General features: G+C 65.0%; 19 protein-coding genes and 2 pseudogenes. 8 read left to right on the plus strand and 13 right to left on the minus strand.

Annotated features, from left to right (window positions below):
- The first annotated feature begins 7 nt into the window (after positions 1-7).
- On the plus strand, positions 8-3505 hold the full coding sequence (rpoB, locus tag E4K62_RS01575) for a DNA-directed RNA polymerase subunit beta (protein ID WP_135062918.1): 3498 nt from the start codon (positions 8-10) through the stop codon (positions 3503-3505).
- Positions 3506-3698: 193 nt separating this feature from the next.
- The gene (locus E4K62_RS01580) at positions 3699-4355 is read left to right on the plus strand and encodes a putative glycolipid-binding domain-containing protein (RefSeq protein ID WP_135062920.1); all 657 of its coding nucleotides are present in this window, start codon (positions 3699-3701) and stop codon (positions 4353-4355) included.
- A gap of 25 nt (positions 4356-4380) precedes the next feature.
- Here the strand turns inward: E4K62_RS01580 and E4K62_RS01585 are convergent, their stop codons facing one another.
- A complete protein-coding gene (locus tag E4K62_RS01585) occupies positions 4381-5136 on the minus strand; it encodes a TetR/AcrR family transcriptional regulator (protein WP_167747696.1) in 756 nt (251 codons plus the stop codon).
- 76 nt (positions 5137-5212) lie between these two features.
- Here E4K62_RS01585 and E4K62_RS01590 point away from each other — a divergent pair, with 76 nt between their 5' ends.
- From E4K62_RS01590 to E4K62_RS19040, 3 genes are read left to right on the plus strand one after another with little or no spacing between them, the layout of a single operon-like run.
- Complete coding sequence (locus E4K62_RS01590) at positions 5213-5590, plus strand: VOC family protein (RefSeq protein WP_135062924.1); 378 nt, start codon at positions 5213-5215, stop codon at positions 5588-5590.
- 39 nt (positions 5591-5629) lie between these two features.
- Positions 5630-5758, plus strand: a complete 129-nt coding sequence (locus E4K62_RS18940; RefSeq protein ID WP_261799182.1) for a hypothetical protein — start codon at positions 5630-5632, stop codon at positions 5756-5758.
- 52 nt (positions 5759-5810) lie between these two features.
- Positions 5811-6500 (plus strand): serine hydrolase, encoded by a 690-nt coding sequence (locus E4K62_RS19040; RefSeq protein WP_374108166.1) that lies wholly within the window; start codon positions 5811-5813, stop codon positions 6498-6500.
- A gap of 47 nt (positions 6501-6547) precedes the next feature.
- Here E4K62_RS19040 and E4K62_RS01600 read toward each other — a convergent pair whose 3' ends face one another.
- The 5 genes and pseudogenes from E4K62_RS01600 to E4K62_RS01615 all read right to left on the minus strand — a co-directional run bounded on the left by E4K62_RS01600 (position 6548) and on the right by E4K62_RS01615 (position 12094).
- The gene (locus E4K62_RS01600; RefSeq protein WP_135062926.1) at positions 6548-6976 is read right to left on the minus strand and encodes a DNA-binding protein; all 429 of its coding nucleotides are present in this window, start codon (positions 6974-6976) and stop codon (positions 6548-6550) included.
- A gap of 1131 nt (positions 6977-8107) precedes the next feature.
- Positions 8108-9367, minus strand: a pseudogene (locus E4K62_RS01605) (IS3 family transposase).
- Positions 9368-9530: 163 nt separating this feature from the next.
- Positions 9531-10043, minus strand: a complete 513-nt coding sequence (locus E4K62_RS18625; RefSeq protein WP_147911251.1) for a tyrosine-type recombinase/integrase — start codon at positions 10041-10043, stop codon at positions 9531-9533.
- A 328-nt stretch (positions 10044-10371) separates the two neighbouring features.
- Positions 10372-10545, minus strand: a pseudogene (locus E4K62_RS18810) (tyrosine-type recombinase/integrase); the annotation flags it as partial.
- A gap of 31 nt (positions 10546-10576) precedes the next feature.
- A complete protein-coding gene (locus E4K62_RS01615) occupies positions 10577-12094 on the minus strand; it encodes a SulP family inorganic anion transporter (protein WP_135062928.1) in 1518 nt (505 codons plus the stop codon).
- A gap of 161 nt (positions 12095-12255) precedes the next feature.
- Here E4K62_RS01615 and E4K62_RS01620 point away from each other — a divergent pair, with 161 nt between their 5' ends.
- Complete coding sequence (locus E4K62_RS01620) at positions 12256-12642, plus strand: MerR family transcriptional regulator (RefSeq protein ID WP_240742777.1); 387 nt, start codon at positions 12256-12258, stop codon at positions 12640-12642.
- A gap of 584 nt (positions 12643-13226) precedes the next feature.
- Positions 13227-13547: a DUF7882 family protein gene (locus tag E4K62_RS01625; protein WP_135062930.1), complete on the plus strand. Its 321-nt coding sequence runs from the start codon at positions 13227-13229 to the stop codon at positions 13545-13547.
- On the opposite strand, the gene E4K62_RS01630 is transcribed toward E4K62_RS01625, so the two are convergent.
- Entirely contained in the window at positions 13548-13862 is a 315-nt protein-coding gene (locus tag E4K62_RS01630) for a hypothetical protein (protein ID WP_135062932.1), read from the minus strand.
- Between the two features lie 306 nt (positions 13863-14168).
- Here E4K62_RS01630 and E4K62_RS01635 point away from each other — a divergent pair, with 306 nt between their 5' ends.
- The gene (locus E4K62_RS01635) at positions 14169-14447 is read left to right on the plus strand and encodes a hypothetical protein (protein WP_135062934.1); all 279 of its coding nucleotides are present in this window, start codon (positions 14169-14171) and stop codon (positions 14445-14447) included.
- A gap of 36 nt (positions 14448-14483) precedes the next feature.
- On the opposite strand, the gene E4K62_RS01640 is transcribed toward E4K62_RS01635, so the two are convergent.
- The 6 genes from E4K62_RS01640 to ctaD form a co-directional block, all read right to left on the minus strand.
- Positions 14484-14825, minus strand: a complete 342-nt coding sequence (locus tag E4K62_RS01640) for a DUF7882 family protein (RefSeq protein WP_135062936.1) — start codon at positions 14823-14825, stop codon at positions 14484-14486.
- A 212-nt stretch (positions 14826-15037) separates the two neighbouring features.
- On the minus strand, positions 15038-15217 hold the full coding sequence (locus E4K62_RS01645) for a hypothetical protein (RefSeq protein ID WP_135062938.1): 180 nt from the start codon (positions 15215-15217) through the stop codon (positions 15038-15040).
- On the minus strand, positions 15214-15489 hold the full coding sequence (locus tag E4K62_RS01650) for a DUF2188 domain-containing protein (RefSeq protein WP_135062940.1): 276 nt from the start codon (positions 15487-15489) through the stop codon (positions 15214-15216). Before E4K62_RS01650 ends, E4K62_RS01645 begins: the two co-directional genes overlap by 4 nt.
- 256 nt (positions 15490-15745) lie before the next feature.
- A complete protein-coding gene (locus tag E4K62_RS01655) occupies positions 15746-16078 on the minus strand; it encodes a DUF7882 family protein (protein ID WP_135062942.1) in 333 nt (110 codons plus the stop codon).
- 68 nt (positions 16079-16146) lie between these two features.
- Complete coding sequence (locus E4K62_RS01660) at positions 16147-16425, minus strand: hypothetical protein (protein ID WP_240742778.1); 279 nt, start codon at positions 16423-16425, stop codon at positions 16147-16149.
- Positions 16426-16859: 434 nt separating this feature from the next.
- Positions 16860-18614: an aa3-type cytochrome oxidase subunit I gene (ctaD, locus tag E4K62_RS01665; protein WP_135062946.1), complete on the minus strand. Its 1755-nt coding sequence runs from the start codon at positions 18612-18614 to the stop codon at positions 16860-16862.
- Positions 18615-18739 lie beyond the last annotated feature (125 nt).

Genomic DNA, 18739 nt, shown 5'->3' on the forward strand with positions numbered 1-18739 from the left:
TTGTCCCTTGGCGGCTGCGCGCAACGCATCCAACCCCACCACCACCCCTAAGAACGGCCGCGGAGCATCCCGGCTTTCGTTCGCGAAAATCTCCGACACGCTGACGGTCCCCGACCTTCTCGCGTTGCAGACCGAGTCCTTCGACTGGCTCGTCGGCAACGAGGCGTGGAAGGCACGCGTCGCCGAGGCCAAGGCCGCCGGTCGCACGGATGTGCCGGAGATCAGCGGCCTCGAGGAGATCTTCGAGGAGATCTCGCCCGTCGAGGACCTCAGCGAGACGATGCAGCTGTCGTTCACGAACCCGTACCTGGAGCCGGAGAAGTACTCGATCGAGGAGTGCAAGGAGCGCGGCAAGACCTACGCCGCCCCGCTGTACGTCGAGGCCGAGTTCATGAACCACCAGACCGGTGAGATCAAGACCCAGACGGTCTTCATGGGCGACTTCCCGCTGCAGACCGGCAAGGGCACGTTCATCATCAACGGCACCGAGCGTGTCGTCGTGTCGCAGCTGGTGCGTTCGCCGGGCGTGTACTTCGACAGGACCCCCGACAAGACCTCCGACAAGGACATCGTGTCGGCCCGCATCATCCCCAGCCGCGGTGCGTGGCTGGAGTTCGAGATCGACAAGCGCGACCAGGTCGGCGTGCGCATCGACCGCAAGCGCAAGCAGTCGGTCACCGTGTTCCTCAAGGCCCTGGGCCTCACGAGCGAGGACATCCTCGCCGAGTTCGCAGGCTTCGACTCGATCGAGGACACCCTGAGCAAGGACACGATCCTCACCAAGGAGGACGCGCTCCGCGACATCTACCGCAAGCTGCGTCCGGGCGAGCAGGTCGCCGCCGAGGCCGCCCGCGCGCTGCTGGACAACTTCTACTTCGACTCCAAGCGCTACGACCTGGCCAAGGTCGGTCGCTACAAGATCAACCAGAAGCTCGGCCTCGAGCTCCCGCTGCGTCAGTCGGTCCTCACGCTTCAGGACATCGTCGCCACCATACGATACCTTGTCGCCCTGCACGCGGGCAGGGCTACCCTGCCCGCCGTGGGAGGTGGAAATGCGGCGGAGATCCGCCTGGATGTCGACGACATCGACGACTTCGGCAACCGTCGCATCCGCGCGGTCGGCGAGCTGATCCAGAACCAGGTCCGCACGGGCCTGTCGCGCATGGAGCGTGTGGTGCGTGAGCGCATGACCACGCAGGACATCGAGGCGATCACCCCGCAGACCCTGATCAACGTGCGTCCCGTGGTGGCGGCGATCAAGGAGTTCTTCGGCACGTCGCAGCTGTCGCAGTTCATGGACCAGAACAACCCGCTGGCTGCGCTCACGCAGAAGCGCCGGCTCAATGCGCTGGGCCCGGGTGGTCTGTCGCGTGAGCGTGCCGGCGTCGAGGTCCGTGACGTGCACCCCTCGCACTACGGCCGTATGTGCCCGATCGAGACGCCGGAAGGCCCGAACATCGGCCTGATCGGCTCGCTCGCGTCCTTCGCGCGCATCAACGCGTTCGGTTTCATCGAGACCCCGTACCGCAAGGTCGTCGACGGCCGGGTCACCGACCAGATCGACTACCTGACCGCGAGCGAAGAGGCCGACTTCATCGTCGCCCAGGCCAACGCGCCGCTCAAGGCCGACGGTCACTTCCAGGAGGACCGCGTCCTCGCCCGCAAGATCGGCGGCGAGGTCGACCTCATCCCCGCCGACGAGATCGGGTACATGGATGTCTCGCCGCGCCAGATGGTGTCGGTGGCGACCTCGCTGATCCCGTTCCTCGAGCACGACGACGCCAACCGCGCCCTGATGGGTGCGAACATGCAGCGTCAGGCCGTTCCGCTGGTGCGCAGCGACTCGCCGCTGGTGGGCACCGGTATGGAGGGCTACGCCGCGGTGGACGCGGGCGATGTCATCACCGCCGAGAAGCCCGGTGTCGTGATGGAGGTCTCGGCCGACGTCGTGACCGTGCAGCTGGACGAGGGCGGCACGCAGGACTACTTCCTGCGCAAGTTCGACCGCTCCAACCAGGGCACCTCCTACAACCAGCGTGTGGTGGTCTCTGCCGGTGACCGTGTGGAGGCCGGCGAGGTCATCGCCGACGGCCCCGCGACGCAGAACGGCGAGCTCGCGCTGGGCAAGAACCTGCTGGTGGCGTTCATGACGTGGGAGGGTCACAACTTCGAAGACGCGATCATCCTCAGCCAGGAGCTGGTCAAGAACGACACCCTCTCCTCGATCCACATCGAGGAGTACGAGGTCGACGCCCGCGACACCAAGCTCGGCAAGGAGGAGATCACCCGTGACCTCCCCAACGTCAGCCCCGACCTGCTGAAGGACCTCGACGAGCGCGGCATCGTCCGCATCGGCGCCGAGGTCCGCCCCGGTGACATCCTCGTCGGCAAGGTCACGCCCAAGGGCGAGACCGAGCTTTCCGCCGAGGAGCGCCTGCTCCGCGCGATCTTCAACGAGAAGAGCCGCGAGGTCCGCGACACGTCGCTGAAGGTGCCCCACGGTGAGCAGGGCACGATCATCGCGGTCAAGGAGTTCAACGCCGAGGACGGCGACGACGAGCTCGGCTCCGGCGTCAACCGCCGCGTCGTGGTCTACATCGCCCAGAAGCGCAAGATCACCGAGGGTGACAAGCTCGCCGGACGCCACGGCAACAAGGGCGTCATCGCGAAGATCCTGCCCGTGGAGGACATGCCCTTCCTCGCCGACGGCACCCCCGTCGACGTCGTGCTCAACCCGCTGGGCATCCCCGGCCGCATGAACTTCGGCCAGGTGCTGGAGCTTCACCTCGGCTGGATCGCGCAGCAGGGCTGGAAGGTCGAGGGCACCCCGGAGTGGGCTGTGCGCCTGCCCGAGCAGGCCTTCGAGGCAGCTCCCGGCACGAAGGTCGCCACCCCGGTGTTCGACGGTGCGAGCGAGGACGAGATCGCGGGTCTGCTGGACTCGACTCTCCCCACGCGCGACGGAGAGCGCCTCATCGGCTCCTCGGGCAAGACGCTGCTGTTCGACGGACGCTCGGGAGACCCCTTCCCGGCACCTGTCTCGGTCGGCTACATGTACATCCTGAAGCTGCACCACCTCGTCGACGACAAGATCCACGCCCGCTCGACCGGCCCGTACTCGATGATCACCCAGCAGCCGCTCGGTGGTAAGGCGCAGTTCGGCGGTCAGCGCTTCGGTGAGATGGAGGTGTGGGCACTCGAGGCCTACGGCGCGGCACACACCCTACGAGAACTCCTCACAACCAAGTCCGACGACATCGCCGGCCGCGTCAAGGTGTACGAGGCGATCGTCAAGGGCGAGAACATCCAGGAGCCCGGCATCCCCGAGTCGTTCAAGGTCCTCATGAAGGAGATGCAGTCGCTCTGCCTGAACGTCGAGGTCCTCTCGGCCGACGGCACCGCGGTCAACCTCCGCGACACGGATGACGACGCCTTCCGCGCGGCGGAAGAGCTCGGCATCAACATCTCCAGCCGCTTCGAGTCCTCGTCCATCGACGAGATCTGAGCGAGGGCCAGATGACGGAGGTAGACCTGCACAACTCGCCGAGTCCGCTCGCATACTGGCGAGCGGTGGAACGCGATCGCGCTCAGCGAATCGAGCAGTTACACACCCGAAGAATTTCTCCGCGAAACGACTTGGCGGTGAAGCGGACCCGCGGAGCGGGCAACCCGACCGGAGTGGATGGCGGGCACGCCTGATGTCCGCGACCCCTGAGATCGCGTCGCGGAGCGCATACACCTGGCGGGGAGTCGACGATCCCGGACGAATCGACCACGCCGTGGTTCGCATGGGTGCCGAAAGCATGTCGGCGCACGGGACCTCCACGACGTCGACGTACGCGACAAGCTGGGATCTGGATGTCGGTCCCGGCTGGGTCACTCGGGCGCTTCGCGTGTCGGCCCATGCCGACGGGTGGTCTCGCGCGCTCGTGCTCACCCGTGAGACGGACGGCACGTGGAGCGCGCGAACGAGTGTTGACGGCCACTGTGAGCTCGTTCCGCCGGGCCTGTCAGACCCTCGGGACATCGGTGGAGCGATCGATTGCGACCTGGCCCTGTCGCCGGTGACGAACACGATGCCCATCCGGCGTCTGGGTTTGCTCTCCGGAGACGTTCCCGCTACCGGCCTCGTCATGGCATGGGTTGAGGTCCCTTCCCTCCGGGTCATCCGCAGCGATCAGTCGTACGCGTCATCCGGAGCGTTGGTCCATTACCGGAGCCTCACCCGTGGGGTCGCCGTGGATCTCGACGTCGATCATCATGGCATCGTCGTGAATTACCCCGGTATGGCGCGTCACGTGCCGCAGACCGCGAGCACCTCTCATGAAGAGCGCGATCCGCGGCCGGCTGGATGATGCGACGCGGGCGCTGCTCGTGTTGCTAGCGCTTCAGGGGGCGCGCAAGTCGGGCGACCGCATCCACGACGAGGTCGGAGCCGAAGCGGTATGCCGCCTCCGCGTTGTAGGCGCCGCCGAGCTCGGCACCCGCTGCGCTCCCCACCCGCGTGGCGAGGGGAAATTCGTCGGGCTGGACGTACTCGGCGAGATACGGCTGAACCGACTCCCACCATTCGACGTTGTCCACACGGGAGCGGAGCCGCCGCACATGGTCTCCCGCCGCCCCGCGGGCGAAGTCCAGCAGGAAGGTCAGCACCGCGTCCATCGTCTGATCCGTCAGGCCCAACGGCGCGAGCGCAGTGAGTTCGATTTCGTATTTGCTCAGCGTGCCCGGTCCCATGGGCGGTTGCTCGGTATGCATTTCCAGAAGCCAAGGATGCTGCAGGAGCATGCGGTAGTTCTCCTCCAGGAGTCGCCGAAGTGTCCGCTCCACCGGGGCGCCCGGCTGAGGGTCGAACCGGAAGTCACCGTGAACCGAGTCAACCATGAGCGCCGAGACCGCGTCCTTGCCGGGCACGTGCGAGTAGAGGGTCATCACCTTCACGCCCAAGACTTGCGCAACGTTCCGCATCGAGACGCCCTGCAGCCCGCTCTCGTCGGCGAGTTGAACCGCGGTGGTCACGATGTCATCGGCCGTTACGCGCGGCCTCGGCCCGGGGCGAAGCGCATAGCGCGTTCGCGAGCGCCAAAGCAGGCGCAGCAGTGTGCTCGGCGGGGTTCCCTCGTCGTCGGCGTTCACTCTTGCCATCCTGAGCCACGGGGTTGCGATCCGCTAGTTTATACCGTACAGTGTACGTAGTTACCGGGAGGAGACTATGAACATCACCAATTCGGCCATCTCGCTCAACGTCGCCGACGTGGAGGCGTCGGCGACGTTCCTCGAGCAGCAGCTCGCATTCGAAAGGGAGATGCAACAGGACGGCTTCGTGTCGCTCAAGCGGGACGGGGTGGGCTTCAACGTCATCTTCCTGCGGACGGGTCTTTCCACGTTCAAGCCGGCCAGTCACGCCGGAGACGCCGGTCAGGGTCTCCTGCTCGTGTTCGTCGTGGATGACATCGACGCGGAATGGCAGCGTGTAAGCACGTCCGGCGTCCCTGTGGCGACCCCGATCGAAACGGAGCCGTGGGGCGAGCGGTACTTCCAGATGATCGACCCGAACGGCGTGCTCATCCAGCTGGTGCAGTGGGTCTGACCAAGACCGGTTAATCGCCGATCAGTCGAGGCGCAGCGTGTGGACGATTCCCGCCCGCTGGTGTGCCTGGCCGAGGTGTGCACTAAGGCTGTGCTGGTGGCCGACCTGACGCCTGACCGTCGGTGGGGGCTGGCGGCGTGGCGGATGTGGCATCCGGCGAGCCAGTGACCGCCGCGAAGCGGTTCCGCATCGGGTCGATCACCAGCTGCTCACAGCGGACCTGCTGGTGCGCTGCGTGCAAGCCGGGCGACTTCGGCTGGACGATCCGGTCGCCAGGTTCCTGCCCGGCGTCCGGGAAGGAGTTCTCGTGGGCCATCTGCTGTCACACTCCTCCGGCCTGGACGCCGGGAGGTCGTCACCGGCACGGCCGCCGAGCATGATCTCGGCACCGCGCGGCCACACAGTGCGGGACGGCGACCTGGTAGTACTGCCGCGCCGCATCGACAATCCGATGTGCACCCGCGGTCTCGACCCGGCCGGCGGCACCCTGGTCTCGACGCAGTCCGACATCCTCGCCGCCGACCCGATCAGCCGGACTGCCGTCGTCGTGCTCACAAACTCCGACCACGGGATCAACGCCGCCAACCCACTTCTGAACGCGCCCGGCCCAATCCCGAACGGCGTGACCCAAGCGGCGCCGGTCGACCCGTCGCACTATGCCGGCCAATATGCCTCCCACGCCCCGACCATGAGAGCACCACCGCAGGCAGCGGCTTGCTCGTCCGGGCACCCGGGCATCCCGACACTGCCCTGGCGCCGTGCGACCGTCAGACCTTCGACTCCCCGGCCGGGCCTATCGCCTTCCTCGGCTTCGACGACCAGGGCGTACCCGCCCTTCTGTGATGGCGGATGCGGGTCATGCGCCGGATCATGCCGGAAGATCCACTCACCAAGTCGGGCTGGGCTTTGATGCGTCTACGTCGGTGCGGAGCGGCAGGCTCCTGGGAAACCCGGAGACTAGCTGTCGGCAGGCTGCTCGCTCGCGGATCGAGCGTCCAGGCGTTCGTAGCGTTGCCGAGCAGCCTGCGCCGTGTTCAGGCCGAGACTGAAGGCTATGTCCTGCCAGGTCATGCCCATTCCCCTAGCGATCGTAAGCAGGAGCAGCTCGGTGGAGTCGAGGTCAGCTCGCATACCCGGTATGAGGGTCAGCGCAGCGACGAGGTCGTCGTGGTCAATGGCCGGCTCCTCCGGCTCCGGGCAGATGGAACCGCCGGCCAGTCCCGCTACCAGCCGGACCACCTCATGGGGGGCTGGCATGTCGGGATGAATCTGCCGCCCTCGACGAGCACCATCGGCGGCATGCCGCTCGGTGAGGTGCGTCAGAGCGTGGTAAGCGCGGTCGGCGCGTTGCGCACCGGAATCGAGCTGGGTGAAGACATTGGGCATGCCGACAGTATGCCTATTAAACAGCATGTTTTCAACGAAAAGTTGAAAACATGTTGAGCGGCGCACCCTTCCTGGGCTTTCGCAGAAACGGTCCATGGTGAGGAACGAGTCCGCGGTCCGGCCCCGGGCCAGGGTTCGTACCGGTTATGTTCTCAAAACCCGGGTGTTCGTCTGTAGCCCACTTGGAGGACCCGGGCGCCCGGGATGACATCACCGACGCGTGACGGTGCGTGACTCCCTGTGCGATGCAACGGGTGACATGGGCGTACTGGTTGCCATTGATGAGGGCATCGATCTCCTGAGTAAATCGAGTAGAGATCGCTGGGCGGACTGTGCCCACACGCCGCGGGGCGGTGCGCCGGAGGAGCGCTTGACTTGTCGACGACGACTGATCCGTGGCCATGCTGATGGTGAGAATTGCCAGGCCCCGACGACGAGAGTTCTGAGGCGCGGCAGCGTGGGCAGCGGTTCCAACTTCCGTGGGCAGGGCTGTGGGCAAAGTTGAGGAGAGTTTGGGTGTCGCGCCGTCGAGTTCTGAAAGGTCGTCCGCCGCGCGATGACAGGCAAATCGCGCCCTTGCCAATCTCTGAAACGGAATCCGACAAGAGTGCAAATCCCACCGTCACCGCCATTTCCCAGATCAGCGGACGTTTTCAATGGCGCTAGTCTGGGTTTGGGTAAGGTTGAGCAAGAATCCTTGGCCCAAGTCCTGCTCCCGGATTTTCCCTGAGCGGTCGGCGGACAGCCGATTTCCGCGGAACCACGCTGATCCACACCCCGAATGATGTGGGTCGCGCCGCTCCTACGGTGGGGATCGCACCCCTGTTCAGTTCGCAGTCCCGCTTCAGTGGTCAGCTTTGTCCCGGCCCCGTCGTGCAATGTGTCCTTGCTGGGGTCGTGCTCAGGCCAAGGTCGGTGCACTTGCCTCCGTCGCATCGGCGCCCTCAGAATCGCATCGTGACCCACTTCTGGCGGACCGATGCCGGCGAGTACGTTCAGATGCGTCGGCGGAGGTTGGGTATCCTCTCGAGTGGTTGTCGCCACGGAGGCCCCAACAAAGAGGACACGGCGAGTTCAAATCCCACCGTCACCGCCATTGTTGAAGCGCCCTGGGTCTGATGGAGACTCGCGCTATTTGATTCCGACCAGCAGTTCGCGGTCGGCTTGGACAGCATAGAACGCGCTTTCGAACTCCACCGGCGGGACGTCGCCGAGGTAGCCGTGGAGCCGCTGCGTGTTGTGCCAGTGCACCCATCCGAGCGTCGCGAGCTCGAGGTCCTCGACGGTCTTCCACGGTCCTTGGCGGGCAGGTCCGCGGACGAGTTCTTGTAGTAGCCGTTCACCGTCTCGGCCAGGGCATTGTCATACGAATCGCCGACGGTTCCGATCGACGGTGTCGCGCCGATCTCCGCGAGCCGTTCGCCGTAGCGAATCGAGGTGAATTGACTGCCCGCGTTGGAATGGCAGCGCAGATCAGCGTGGTGCCGGCCGCGGGACCAGCGGGCCATCTCGATCGCATCGAGCACCATCTCGGTTCGCATATGCGATGCGACCCGCCACCCCACGATCATGCGGGAGAACGCATCGACGATGAAGCACACGTAAGCGATGCCGGCCCAGGTGGGCACGAACGTCAGATCCGTCACCCAGAGCCGGTTCGGCGCGGTCGCGGTGAACTCCCGCTTGACCAGGTCCGGGTGCCGCGCGGACGCCGGGTCCGGGCTCGTGGTCTTCACCCGCTTCGAGCGTCTGGCGCCCTCGATCCCCGCGACCCGCATCAGCCGGGCGGTCTGGTCCCGGCCGATCACGATCCCCGCCCGGCGGGCCGCCTTCCACAGTTTGCGGACCCCGTAGACGCGGTAGTTCGCCTCCCACAGCCCGACCAGCTGCGGGATCAGCTCCTCGGCCCGCACGGCCCGCGCGGACGGGATGCGGGACTTGGCGGCGTAGTAGCTGCTCGGGGCCACCTGCAGCAGCCTGCAGATGAGCTCGACTCCAAGCCGGCGACCGTCCACGACGCATCCTTGTTCGCGTCGATGAACGCGACTACTTCCGGTAGTGGCGGTCGAGCTCCGCCCCAAAGAAAGTCGCGGCCCGCTTGAGCACCTCGTTCGCGCGGCGAAGCTCCCGGTTCTCCTGCTCCAGCTCCCGCACCCGCTGCGCTTCGCTGCTGCTCAGGCCTGGGGCGACGCCGTCGTCGATGTCGGCCTGTTTCACCCACATCCGGGCCGACTCGACCCCGTAACCCAGTTGCGTCGCGACCCGCTGCACCGTCCCCTGCGTGACCCCGAGTTCCGCGCGCAGCGTCCTCACCATCCGCACCGCAGCGGCCTTCTCCTCGCTCGAGTAGCGACGCGTCGTCGGCTTGCCCGACGCCAGTTCCTTCGGCATAACTCCATCCTCGTTTCCAAGGTCAGGAGCCTCCAACAAACTCAGGGCGCTTCATTGTCGAAGCCCCGCGAGCCGTTGGAAACACTGGGGTCGCTGGGCTTCTGCCTTTGCCGAAAGCGCTTCGTGAGCAAGATTTGAGCAAGACCATTGCTTGAGCTGCAATCTAGCGGAGCCCTCGCCCGCCGGGGTCGAGCCCGGGCGGCGTGAGTGTCGGGGGCTCGCGGGTTGGGATATCGACAGGCCGTCCACCTTCCTGGACCCGCACGCCCGCGACGGATCGCGCGCGACTGAGAGCTTCGGCCACGTAGTCCAGGTCGTCATCGAAGAGGTCCGCGTAGGTATCCAGAGTCATCGCGGCAGAGGCGTGCCCAAGCATGCGCTGTACGGCCTTCACGTTCGCGCCCGCGCTGATCGCGAGGCTGGCGGCTGTGTGTCGGAGATCGTGAGGCGTTATTCGCGGAAACAGTGAGTCTGCCCTGACGCATCTGCGAACAGCACCCCGCGAACCACCCGTCCCGCGAGTTGGGCAACGGGAGGTGCGTGTCGCCCTCGCCAAAGAGCAACTGCTCGGGCCGCTTGCCGTGCATTTGCAGATGGACGAGACGCTCGATGAAGTCGGGGTAGGGCACTGACCGTTTGCGGTGCTGCTTTGGGGTGCCGAAGTGGATCTCCCCATTCACCATCACAGCGTTGTCCTGTACGAACGCTCGCCGACGCTGGATGTCGATGTCTTCGACGCGGAGCCCTGTCGCTTCTCCCCAACGGAGCCCGGTGTACGCCGTGAAGTAGATGAGCGCAGGGTGGAGGGATTGCTGGGCGAGAGCGTCGACTTGCCAGTGCGTGAGGTAGACGCGCCTTTTCGGCGACTTCTTGGGTAGCTTGATACCGCGTGCCGGATTCTCGCCGATTCGGCGATCGCGAACGGCGACATCGAGGACGGCCGCCAGCACGCCGTACGAGCGGATTGTCGTCGTGGCGCTGCGCTCCATGGAGAGTTCCGTGACCCAGGCGCGGACGTCGCTGTACCGGATCGAGTCGAGCGGTACGGCTCCCCATCGAGGGGACACGCGGACTCGCCAGGCGGACTCCAACGCATGCATAGAAGACGGCTTCAGCACTGCAGCTTGATCCTGGAGCCACACTTCGGCGAGCTCCGCCACGGTGATCCGTGCATCCATGGCACGGCAGGTGCGGAAGCAGTGGCGCTACTCAGTGCCCGTCGCTGAGTCCGCCGCTGAGGCGCCCGTGGAATTGGGTGGTGGCGTCGTTCATGCCCTCGAAGGTGACGGTCTTGCCGAGGTTCTCGTACTTGGTCTGGATTGCGTCAAGGGCGGCGACGGTGGAGGCGTCCCAGATGTGTGAGCGGGACATGTCGATGGTGACGTGGTTCGGGTCCTGGGTGTATTCGAATTGGGTGGTCAGGTCGTTGCTGGATGCGAAGAACAGCTCCCCATCGACGGTGTAGCGGGCGGCCTGCCGCTGTTCGTCAACGTGGCGGGTGACAGTCACGAAGTGAGCGACTCGACGGGCGAAGAGGATCATCGCGGCGATAACTCCGACGCCGACTCCGATGGCGAGGTTGTGCGTCCACACCGTGATTGCGACGGTGATCACCATGACGAGAGTTTCGCTCTTGGGCATCCGCTTGAGGGTGGAGGGGCGGATGCTGTGCCAGTCAAACGTGGCGACGGAAACGACGATCATCACGGCAACGAGCGCGGCCATGGGGATGATGGCGACGACGTCGCCGAGGACGAGGACGAGGACCAGGAGGAAAATGCCGGCGAGGAAGGTGGAGATGCGGGTGCGGGCGCCGGAGGCTTTGACGTTGATCATGGTCTGGCCGATCATGGCGCAGCCGCCCATGCCGCCGAACGCACCGGAAAGGATGTTCGCGGCGCCTTGTCCGAGGGCTTCGCGGGTCTTGCGGGAGTGGGTGTCGGTGATGTCGTCGACCAGCTTCGCCGTCATCAGCGACTCGAGCAGTCCCACGATGGCCATTGCTGCGGCGAACGGGAAGATGATGCCGAGCGTCTCCCAGGTCAGCGGAACGTTGGGCATGAACAGCTCCGGAAGGCTCTGGGGTAGGTCTCCCTGGTCACCAACGGTCGGCACGTTCAGCCCGAACACGACGGCGGCCGCGGTGAGCAGGATGATAGCGACTAGCGGCGCTGGGACGACGCGAGTCACCCGCGGCATCAGATACATGATGAGAAGCCCGACGACCACCAACGGGTAGACCATCCAGGGAACGTCGATGAGCTGCGGGAACTGCGAGATGAAGATCAGGATCGCCAACGCGTTGACGAAACCGACCATCACGCTGCGCGGGATGAATCTCATCAGCTTTGCCACCCCAAGCACAGCGAGGACGACCTGGATGAGGCCGCCCAGGAGGACGGTGGCGATGAAGTAGTCCATCCCGTACTCGCGGGCTACGGGGGCGATGACCAGCGCAATTGCGCCGGTGGCGGCGGTGATCATTGCGGGGCGGCCGCCGAGGAATGCGATGGCGACGGCCATCACGAACGAGGAGAACAGGCCGACTCGGGGGTCGACGCCGGCGATGATCGAGAACGCGATTGCCTCGGGGATCAGGGCTATCGCCACCACGAGGCCGGCGAGGACCTCGCGGGTAAGGATGCGAGGGCTGCGCAGCGCCTGCAAGACAGTCGGCTCGATGCGGTAGCGGTTGGCAGGGTCTTGGGTCGGCACGACAGCGGTCATGGCGCTCCTTCGAGTTCGCGGGGCAGGCTCGCGGGAAGGGCGCACCATTGCGCCAAGGACATGGTCAGAGAGGGAGGGAAGATGGAGGGCCGCGCCGGCACGTGCGGCCAGCACGAAGAGACTCTAACGTAACGTGAGGTTTGAACGAAACCGGAGGATCTATGCCGCCCGACGACACCATGCACATCGGCGAACTGGCCGAGCGGACCGGGCTATCGCTTCGCACTCTCCGGCACTACGACGAGATCGGGCTGCTGACCCCGTCCGACCGGACCGATGGCGGGTTTCGGCTCTACACCGCTGCCGACGAGTCCCGATTGCTGTTGATCCGACGGATGAAGCCGTTGGGGTACAGCCTTGAGCAGATGGGTGAACTGCTTGTGGTCATCGATGGTCTTGAAGCGGATCCCGCCGACGCCCTGTTGCAGGAGCGGTTGGACACCATCAAAGAGGAAGCCCTTGAGCGACGTGACCGGCTGAGGAAGCAGCTTGCCGCGGCGGAAGAGTTCGTAGATCAGCTGCACGCGCGGCAAGCCTCGCCCTATTGAGTCACCGCGGCATCTCAGCCGGGGTGCTCGCTTTCGCCGCGTTGGGGTCGCTGTTCTGAGAGTGCTATAGCGCGCCGGGAAATGTCCCGCTCCCCCTCGCGGGCAGCGATCCACGCGCCTGCAGACAGAACGGCAATTTTCGGCGAAAACCCCAGATCACCCGCGGATTATTGTGTCATGGAGCAACCGCGCGAGGGGACGTTGCTCGCGCGCTGATGGATGTCATAGAACGTCAGCTTGGGGGCGACGGCGTCGCAAGACGTGCCGCGTCTGACGGCCAGGCGTAGGCAACCGCGTTGATGCGGCTCCGATGCGGCACGGAGCTGTCTACCGGCGGATATGTCGGCCCTAGGTTGACTTCTTCCAGTAGAAGCGCGTTTGCGGGCCCTTACGGGCGGGTGTAGAAGTGCGCGGCGCCGTTCGCAGCAACCCGATCTCCGTTATGGCGCCCCGTTTTGCGGTGGGGAATCAACGTCTCATCCACCAGCACCCGTGCCGCGTATGCTCGGGATATCCCGACACCTTCGGGGGATACGAGCACACCGTGGGTGCGAGGACAACCTCCTCGCGGAGAGGGGGCGACTATGGGCAAATTGCGTTACGGCGGCACGTCCGACTCGTTCACGATCGAGGACCGGACTCTCGCTCACGTAAAAGTCGTGATCACCACCAAGCTTCGGCGTGGCGAAAGCTTTACCCTGTCGTGGCGTCACTCTGATGACCAGCCCGTCGGCCGCACCACTTTGTGGATGCATCCGTCGATACCGGTCAGGTTCGAGTTCGACAACCCGGAACCTGAGGCTCTGAGTGGCCGATGGTTGAAGTCTCTCGCCGAATCCGCGAACTCCTCCGGCGGACTCATGCTCATCCCCGAGCCCAGCGACTCCTCCCACGACCAAGCGTAATCACGTCGGTCGCCAGCCGGGCGCTGGTGGCACCGGGGCGACGTTCGCGGCGAGACGGAATAGTTCCGAGGCGACGACCTCTTCGCCGTCCAGCGTGAGGGGAATCTGCGGCTCTGTCCGGACCGCTACCAAGTCAGCGTGCGCGCCGATCCGCGCCCATGCGGTGCCAGCTTGCCCGTCGAGCATCACTGGGAAGGTCACCGTCTGGGTGCGCCCACAGTCCGTGAGCACTCGGGCATATTCGAGTAACGCGTCCGCGATCGAATCACTGGTGAGGAGTCTCGCGCCACCGAGAAAGATGTCGAACAAGGGCATCCTCCTCCCTGTCGTCGGGGACGCCCGTGAATGCCGCTCATAGTTATCTCCCGGCCGCACTCTGCTGAGGGCCTTGACCCTGCACCGTGCACAGGGTATCCGGGTGGGTTTCGACGTGGTCGACGGACTTGGCCTGCAAGAAGTAGCACAGCGCTGCTATCAACAGCAGCGCGACCGAGCGCATTGACCTCTATAGATCCGCGTGTAGAGGAACTCGCTTTTGCTGCGGGCGAAGCGTAGATTGCGCAGATCGGTTTGCTGCGGGTCCTCCCTTGGTGAACGACGTCACCCGAGGTGAGGCAGCATATGAGACGCGACACGGTGATCATCGGTGACAACAGGTTTGTCCTCGCGCAAGGGCACGACATCGAGGCAGTGAAAGCCGCTACGGTTGCCGCGCTGCGCGCGAACGGCGATCTCGTCGACTTGGTGGTGCTCGGTAACCGCGAAGTGTCGGTTCTTGTGTCCCCCGGCCTTGCGGTTGTGTTCACCTCAGAAGTCATCGGGACAGACGCGGAGGACAGCCGCGACACTGGTGACCTTCACGCACCTTTCGCCTCGCTCAGCGACTACGAATACATGTAAGGCGCGGGCGGCGCTGCCCGCTCTGATCGCGGAGGGTCAGGCTAGGTCGGCGCTCTGTGAACCCAAGGCCGCCGCCGACACGCCTTCGGGTTCGCGGATGATGTACAGGCCGGTCTGCTGGTTGGCGGTGTAGGCGAGGGCATCCAGCCAGGCGGGGTTGATCTGCGGGGTCCGGCTCCCGTGGTACTTGAACTGCATCGGCGTATGTGGATTGAGCCACACGGACCGGCGGCCGCCGCCGACACTGGTGTCTTCCTTCCAGGTGAAGAAGAAGCATTCGCGACGGCGGAGCTTGGTGCCGATCACGACTTGCAGGTGCGCCAAGAGGCGGTCTTCAAGCTCGATCTTGGCGGTGTTGTCGTAGATGAACTGACCCATCTGACCCTCCGGTCAGACACGTGAGCAGGCGACGGATACTTCCAGGGGTGGGAATCGAGGGGCGCACGCCTGCAGCCGCGTCGGTTGATTCCCCACCGTCCTCGCTCTCACCGTGGATGTCAACTGCGCACGACGTCGGGCACGGCGCAATGTGGTGGGATCCGCTCGGTGGGGGTTCCACGCGTCACCCGAACGCCCCGGGGTCTCGCGCGCTAATCGTTCACGCACGCGAGCGCATCAGCCAGTCGACCCGACGCGGCTTCCGCCAGGTCCAGGGTAGGGAACGGGCCGTCGCCGGGAAGGTCGGTGAAGATGTCTGTGTCGTAGTCGTGCTCGAGGTGGTACGCGACGCCCCCCTCGGGACGAGTCGCGGCAACGACGTAGATGTTCACGGCTTCGTTCTCTTGACCCGGGTGCCACGATTGAAGGTGTGCACGGCGCCGGCGGCATCCGGCTGCGTCACACCTCCGCGACGGGAACTCTCCGGGTGCGGTGCCCGGTTGCTCTCGACCAGTTGGTGAGTGCCGAGGACCATCGCCAGGACTTCGCCCGCGCGAACGGCCTCACGCTTGGTGGCGAAGTAGCGGGTATGCGCCGGGCTTCCTTCCACTGAGACCCGCCAACGGCCACCCTCGTAGCCGGTGTGAACGTCGAGCGCGCTCATGGCGTGGTCACCGAGCGGCAGGGCGTGCCATGACGAGCGGATCGGGCCCTTGCCACGGTAGAGCTGACGCGGGAAAACATCGGCCGTCTCCTTGCTTCATTCTCGGAGGGCCACCGTGCCGCCATTGCGTCGTAAAGGTTTGGGGCTTGACAGCTAGCCCTTCCTCGGCACACACGGTGGGCATCGCAAGAGGGGCACCTCCGGGGTGCCGGCGAGGCCGTCAGGATGAGGGAGCTTCCGGTCCTCTGCTTGCAGATCAGCCGTAGAGGACGCGGTCGGCTTCCTTTTCGGTCGGCTGAGGTTCGCTGATGATGTAGAGCCCGCTGGGAGAATTCGCCGCCGTGGTGAGCACTTCCAGCCACGCCCGGTTGATCTGCGGTTGCCGGTTCCCGCTGAACTTAAAGATCAGCGAGGCTTCAGGGTGGATCCACAGAGACGTGCGGCCACTGCCCACGCTGACATCTTCCTTCCAGGTGAAGAAAAACGGCTCAGATCGGCGGAGCTTGGTTCCGATCACGATCTGAAGGTGCGCGAGTAGCCGATCCTCGAAAGTGGCGCTGACCTGCGTGTTGTAAGAGAACTTACCCATGTTGCTCTCAAATCTCGTGCGCGCAGCGCGCGACGGTTGATGTTGTTGTTGCGGTCGACATGGCGGGCTCAGAAATCGTAGAAGCCGCCGTAGGGGACTTCATCGTCTCCCGTGTCGCGCGCGTCGAATTGCACGGTCGCAACCGACATCACCACTTCTGTACGGGGCGACACGAGAACCGCAACCGCCCGGTTCCCCACCACGATGAAGTCGACGAAGCGGCCTCCGTCGCGCGAGGCCTCTTCGATGTGGCGGCGCAGCACGTCGAGGTCCTGCCCCTGCGCGAGCAGGTAGCTCTCTCCATTGATGACGAGCTCGGTCCGCACCACTGTCTGAACGTCAGTCACAACAGACACCGTACGACAACTGGGCCGAAGGGACGGTAGGGGTTGCATAGCCCGGATCGAGGATGCCTGCCTGCCATGGCTTGGTGCCGGCGGCCAACTTCAACCAGCCCAGGGCCCCGCTTTCGGCCTGAGCCTAGTAACCATCACTTCTCGTGATCGTCGGCGTATCGACGACGGGCGCCTCCGGTACGTCCTTGGCCGGACCGACGCCTACCGGCTGGCGACCCACGGCCGCGATCAGGCGACGCGGGCCGCACCGGACCCACGCGAACGAGGAGAAGATGCGTCAGCACCACCGCCGCCAGGCTCGCCGACATCGGCCGGAACCACAGGGATGCTCTGAGCCGCTCGGGGGAGATGCGCGTCTTCACCCCTGTTCACCCACCGCCGCTGGTGCGCGGCGGTCGACCCGATTCCGCTCGCAGGCGGCCGCTCTATTTCTCCTGATCATCGGCGTCATCCACGACGGGCGCGTCAGGGGCGTCCTTCGCGGGGCCCACTCCGACCGGCAGGCCCGCCTCCGGATGATTGAGGTCGAACGCAGGGCGCTCGCTGCGAATACGCGGGATAGAGGTGAAGTTGTGCCGCGGTGGCGGGCACGACGTTGCCCACTCGAGGGATCCGCCGTACCCCCACGGGTCATTGACGGTGATCTTCGGTGCCTTGCGCGCCGTGATCCACACGTTCAGCAGGAACGGCAGCATCGACGCTCCCAGCAGAATCGCGCCCACCGTCGAGACCTGGTTCTCCCAGGTGAAGTTGTCCTCCGGAGCGTAATCGGCGTAGCGACGGGGCATCCCCTCCACGCCAAACCAGTGCTGGATCAGGAAGGTCATGTGGAAGCCGATGAACAGCATCCAGAAATGCACGTAGCCCAGGCGCTCGTTGAGCATCCGACCGGTCCACTTCGGCCACCAGAAGTAGAACCCGGCGAACATCGCGAACACGACGGTACCGAACACGACGTAGTGGAAGTGCGCGACGACGAAGTAGGTGTCGTGGATGTGGAAGTCCAACGGCGGCGAGGCGAGGATGACGCCCGTCAGCCCGCCGAAGACGAATGTGAGGAGGAATCCGAGCGCGAAGACGATGGGCGTTTCGAAGGTGACGGATCCGCGCCACATTGTGCCGATCCAGTTGAAGATCTTCACCCCTGTCGGTACCGCGATGAGCACGGTCAGGAGCGCGAAGAACGGCAGCAGGACCGCGCCGGTGGCATACATGTGGTGCGCCCACACGGCCACGGAATAGGCCGCGATGGCGATGGTCGCGTAGACGAGGGTCTTGTAGCCGAAGATCGGCTTGCGGCTGAAGACGGGGAAGATTTCCGAGACGATGCCGAAGAAGGGCAGCGCGATGACGTAGACCTCGGGATGGCCGAAGAACCAGAACAGGTGCTGCCACAACAGCACACCGCCCGCGGCCGGGTCGAAGATGTGCGATCCGAGCACTCGGTCGCTGGCGGCGGCGAACAAGGCGGCGGCGAGGACGGGGAACGCCAGCAGGATGAGGATGCTGGTGATGAGGGTGTTCCACGTGAAGATGGGCATCCGCCACATCGTCATACCGGGGGCGCGGAGCGTGAGGATCGTGGTGATGAAGTTCACGGCGCCGAGGATTGTGCCGAAACCGCTCATGCCCAGGCCCAGGAACCAGAAGTTGCCTCCGACGCTGGGAGTGAACGTGGTGTTCGCGAGCGGCTGGTAGGCCGTCCATCCGAACCCTGCGGCTCCTTGGGGAGTCAGATAGCCGGCGACAGCGATGATGGAGCCGAACAGGAACAGCCAGAAGGACAACGCGTTCAAGCGGGGGAACGCCACATCCGGCGCCCCGATCTGCAGCGGCATGATGGCGTTTGCGAAGCCGGCGAACGGCGGCGTCGCGAACATCAGCAGCATGATCGTGCCGTGCATCGTGAACAGCTGGTTGTACTGCTCTCTGGTGGGGACGATCTGCATCCCCGGCTCAAACAGCTCCGCCCGGATGATGAGCGCCATCACACCGCCGAGCATGAAAAAGAGCAGGGCGGCGATGATGTACATGTAGCCGATCGTCTTGTGATCGGTGGACGTGATCCACCTCGCGACGATGTTGCCCTTGTGCTCGACCTGCGTCGCGGTCAGCAACGCCGCCTGCCGGGGAGGAATCGCGGCCCGGGCCGATCCTGCACGGACGTCAGCTTCGGTCATCCTTGCTCCCTCCTCAGCCCCCCGCCCTCTGCCAAGCAGGTGGCGGAAACGATCTGGCGACCCACGAACTCGCGTGGACGGTAAGAGATGGTGTCGCGTCGCAATACTGGGTTGCGTTCCCTCGG

Source organism: Microbacterium wangchenii, assembly GCF_004564355.1.
GTDB lineage: Bacteria > Actinomycetota > Actinomycetes > Actinomycetales > Microbacteriaceae > Microbacterium > Microbacterium wangchenii.

Excerpts from the sequence above, each read along its gene's own strand:
- E4K62_RS01640 (WP_135062936.1), bottom strand. The coding sequence starts at position 14,825 with ATGGGTCAGTTCATCTACGACAACACCGCCAAGATCGAGCTTGAAGAC.
- E4K62_RS01580 (WP_135062920.1), top strand. The coding sequence starts at position 3,699 with ATGTCCGCGACCCCTGAGATCGCGTCGCGGAGCGCATACACCTGGCGG.
- E4K62_RS01635 (WP_135062934.1), top strand. The coding sequence starts at position 14,169 with ATGAGACGCGACACGGTGATCATCGGTGACAACAGGTTTGTCCTCGCG.
- ctaD (WP_135062946.1), bottom strand. The coding sequence starts at position 18,614 with ATGACCGAAGCTGACGTCCGTGCAGGATCGGCCCGGGCCGCGATTCCT.
- E4K62_RS01655 (WP_135062942.1), bottom strand. The coding sequence starts at position 16,078 with ATGGGTAAGTTCTCTTACAACACGCAGGTCAGCGCCACTTTCGAGGAT.
- E4K62_RS18625 (WP_147911251.1), bottom strand. The coding sequence starts at position 10,043 with ATGGGGAGATCCACTTCGGCACCCCAAAGCAGCACCGCAAACGGTCAG.
- E4K62_RS01625 (WP_135062930.1), top strand. The coding sequence starts at position 13,227 with ATGGGCAAATTGCGTTACGGCGGCACGTCCGACTCGTTCACGATCGAG.
- E4K62_RS01600 (WP_135062926.1), bottom strand. The coding sequence starts at position 6,976 with ATGCCCAATGTCTTCACCCAGCTCGATTCCGGTGCGCAACGCGCCGAC.
- E4K62_RS01620 (WP_240742777.1), top strand. The coding sequence starts at position 12,256 with ATGCCGCCCGACGACACCATGCACATCGGCGAACTGGCCGAGCGGACC.
- E4K62_RS01650 (WP_135062940.1), bottom strand. The coding sequence starts at position 15,489 with ATGAGCGCGCTCGACGTTCACACCGGCTACGAGGGTGGCCGTTGGCGG.
- E4K62_RS01630 (WP_135062932.1), bottom strand. The coding sequence starts at position 13,862 with ATGCCCTTGTTCGACATCTTTCTCGGTGGCGCGAGACTCCTCACCAGT.
- E4K62_RS01590 (WP_135062924.1), top strand. The coding sequence starts at position 5,213 with ATGAACATCACCAATTCGGCCATCTCGCTCAACGTCGCCGACGTGGAG.
- E4K62_RS01615 (WP_135062928.1), bottom strand. The coding sequence starts at position 12,094 with ATGACCGCTGTCGTGCCGACCCAAGACCCTGCCAACCGCTACCGCATC.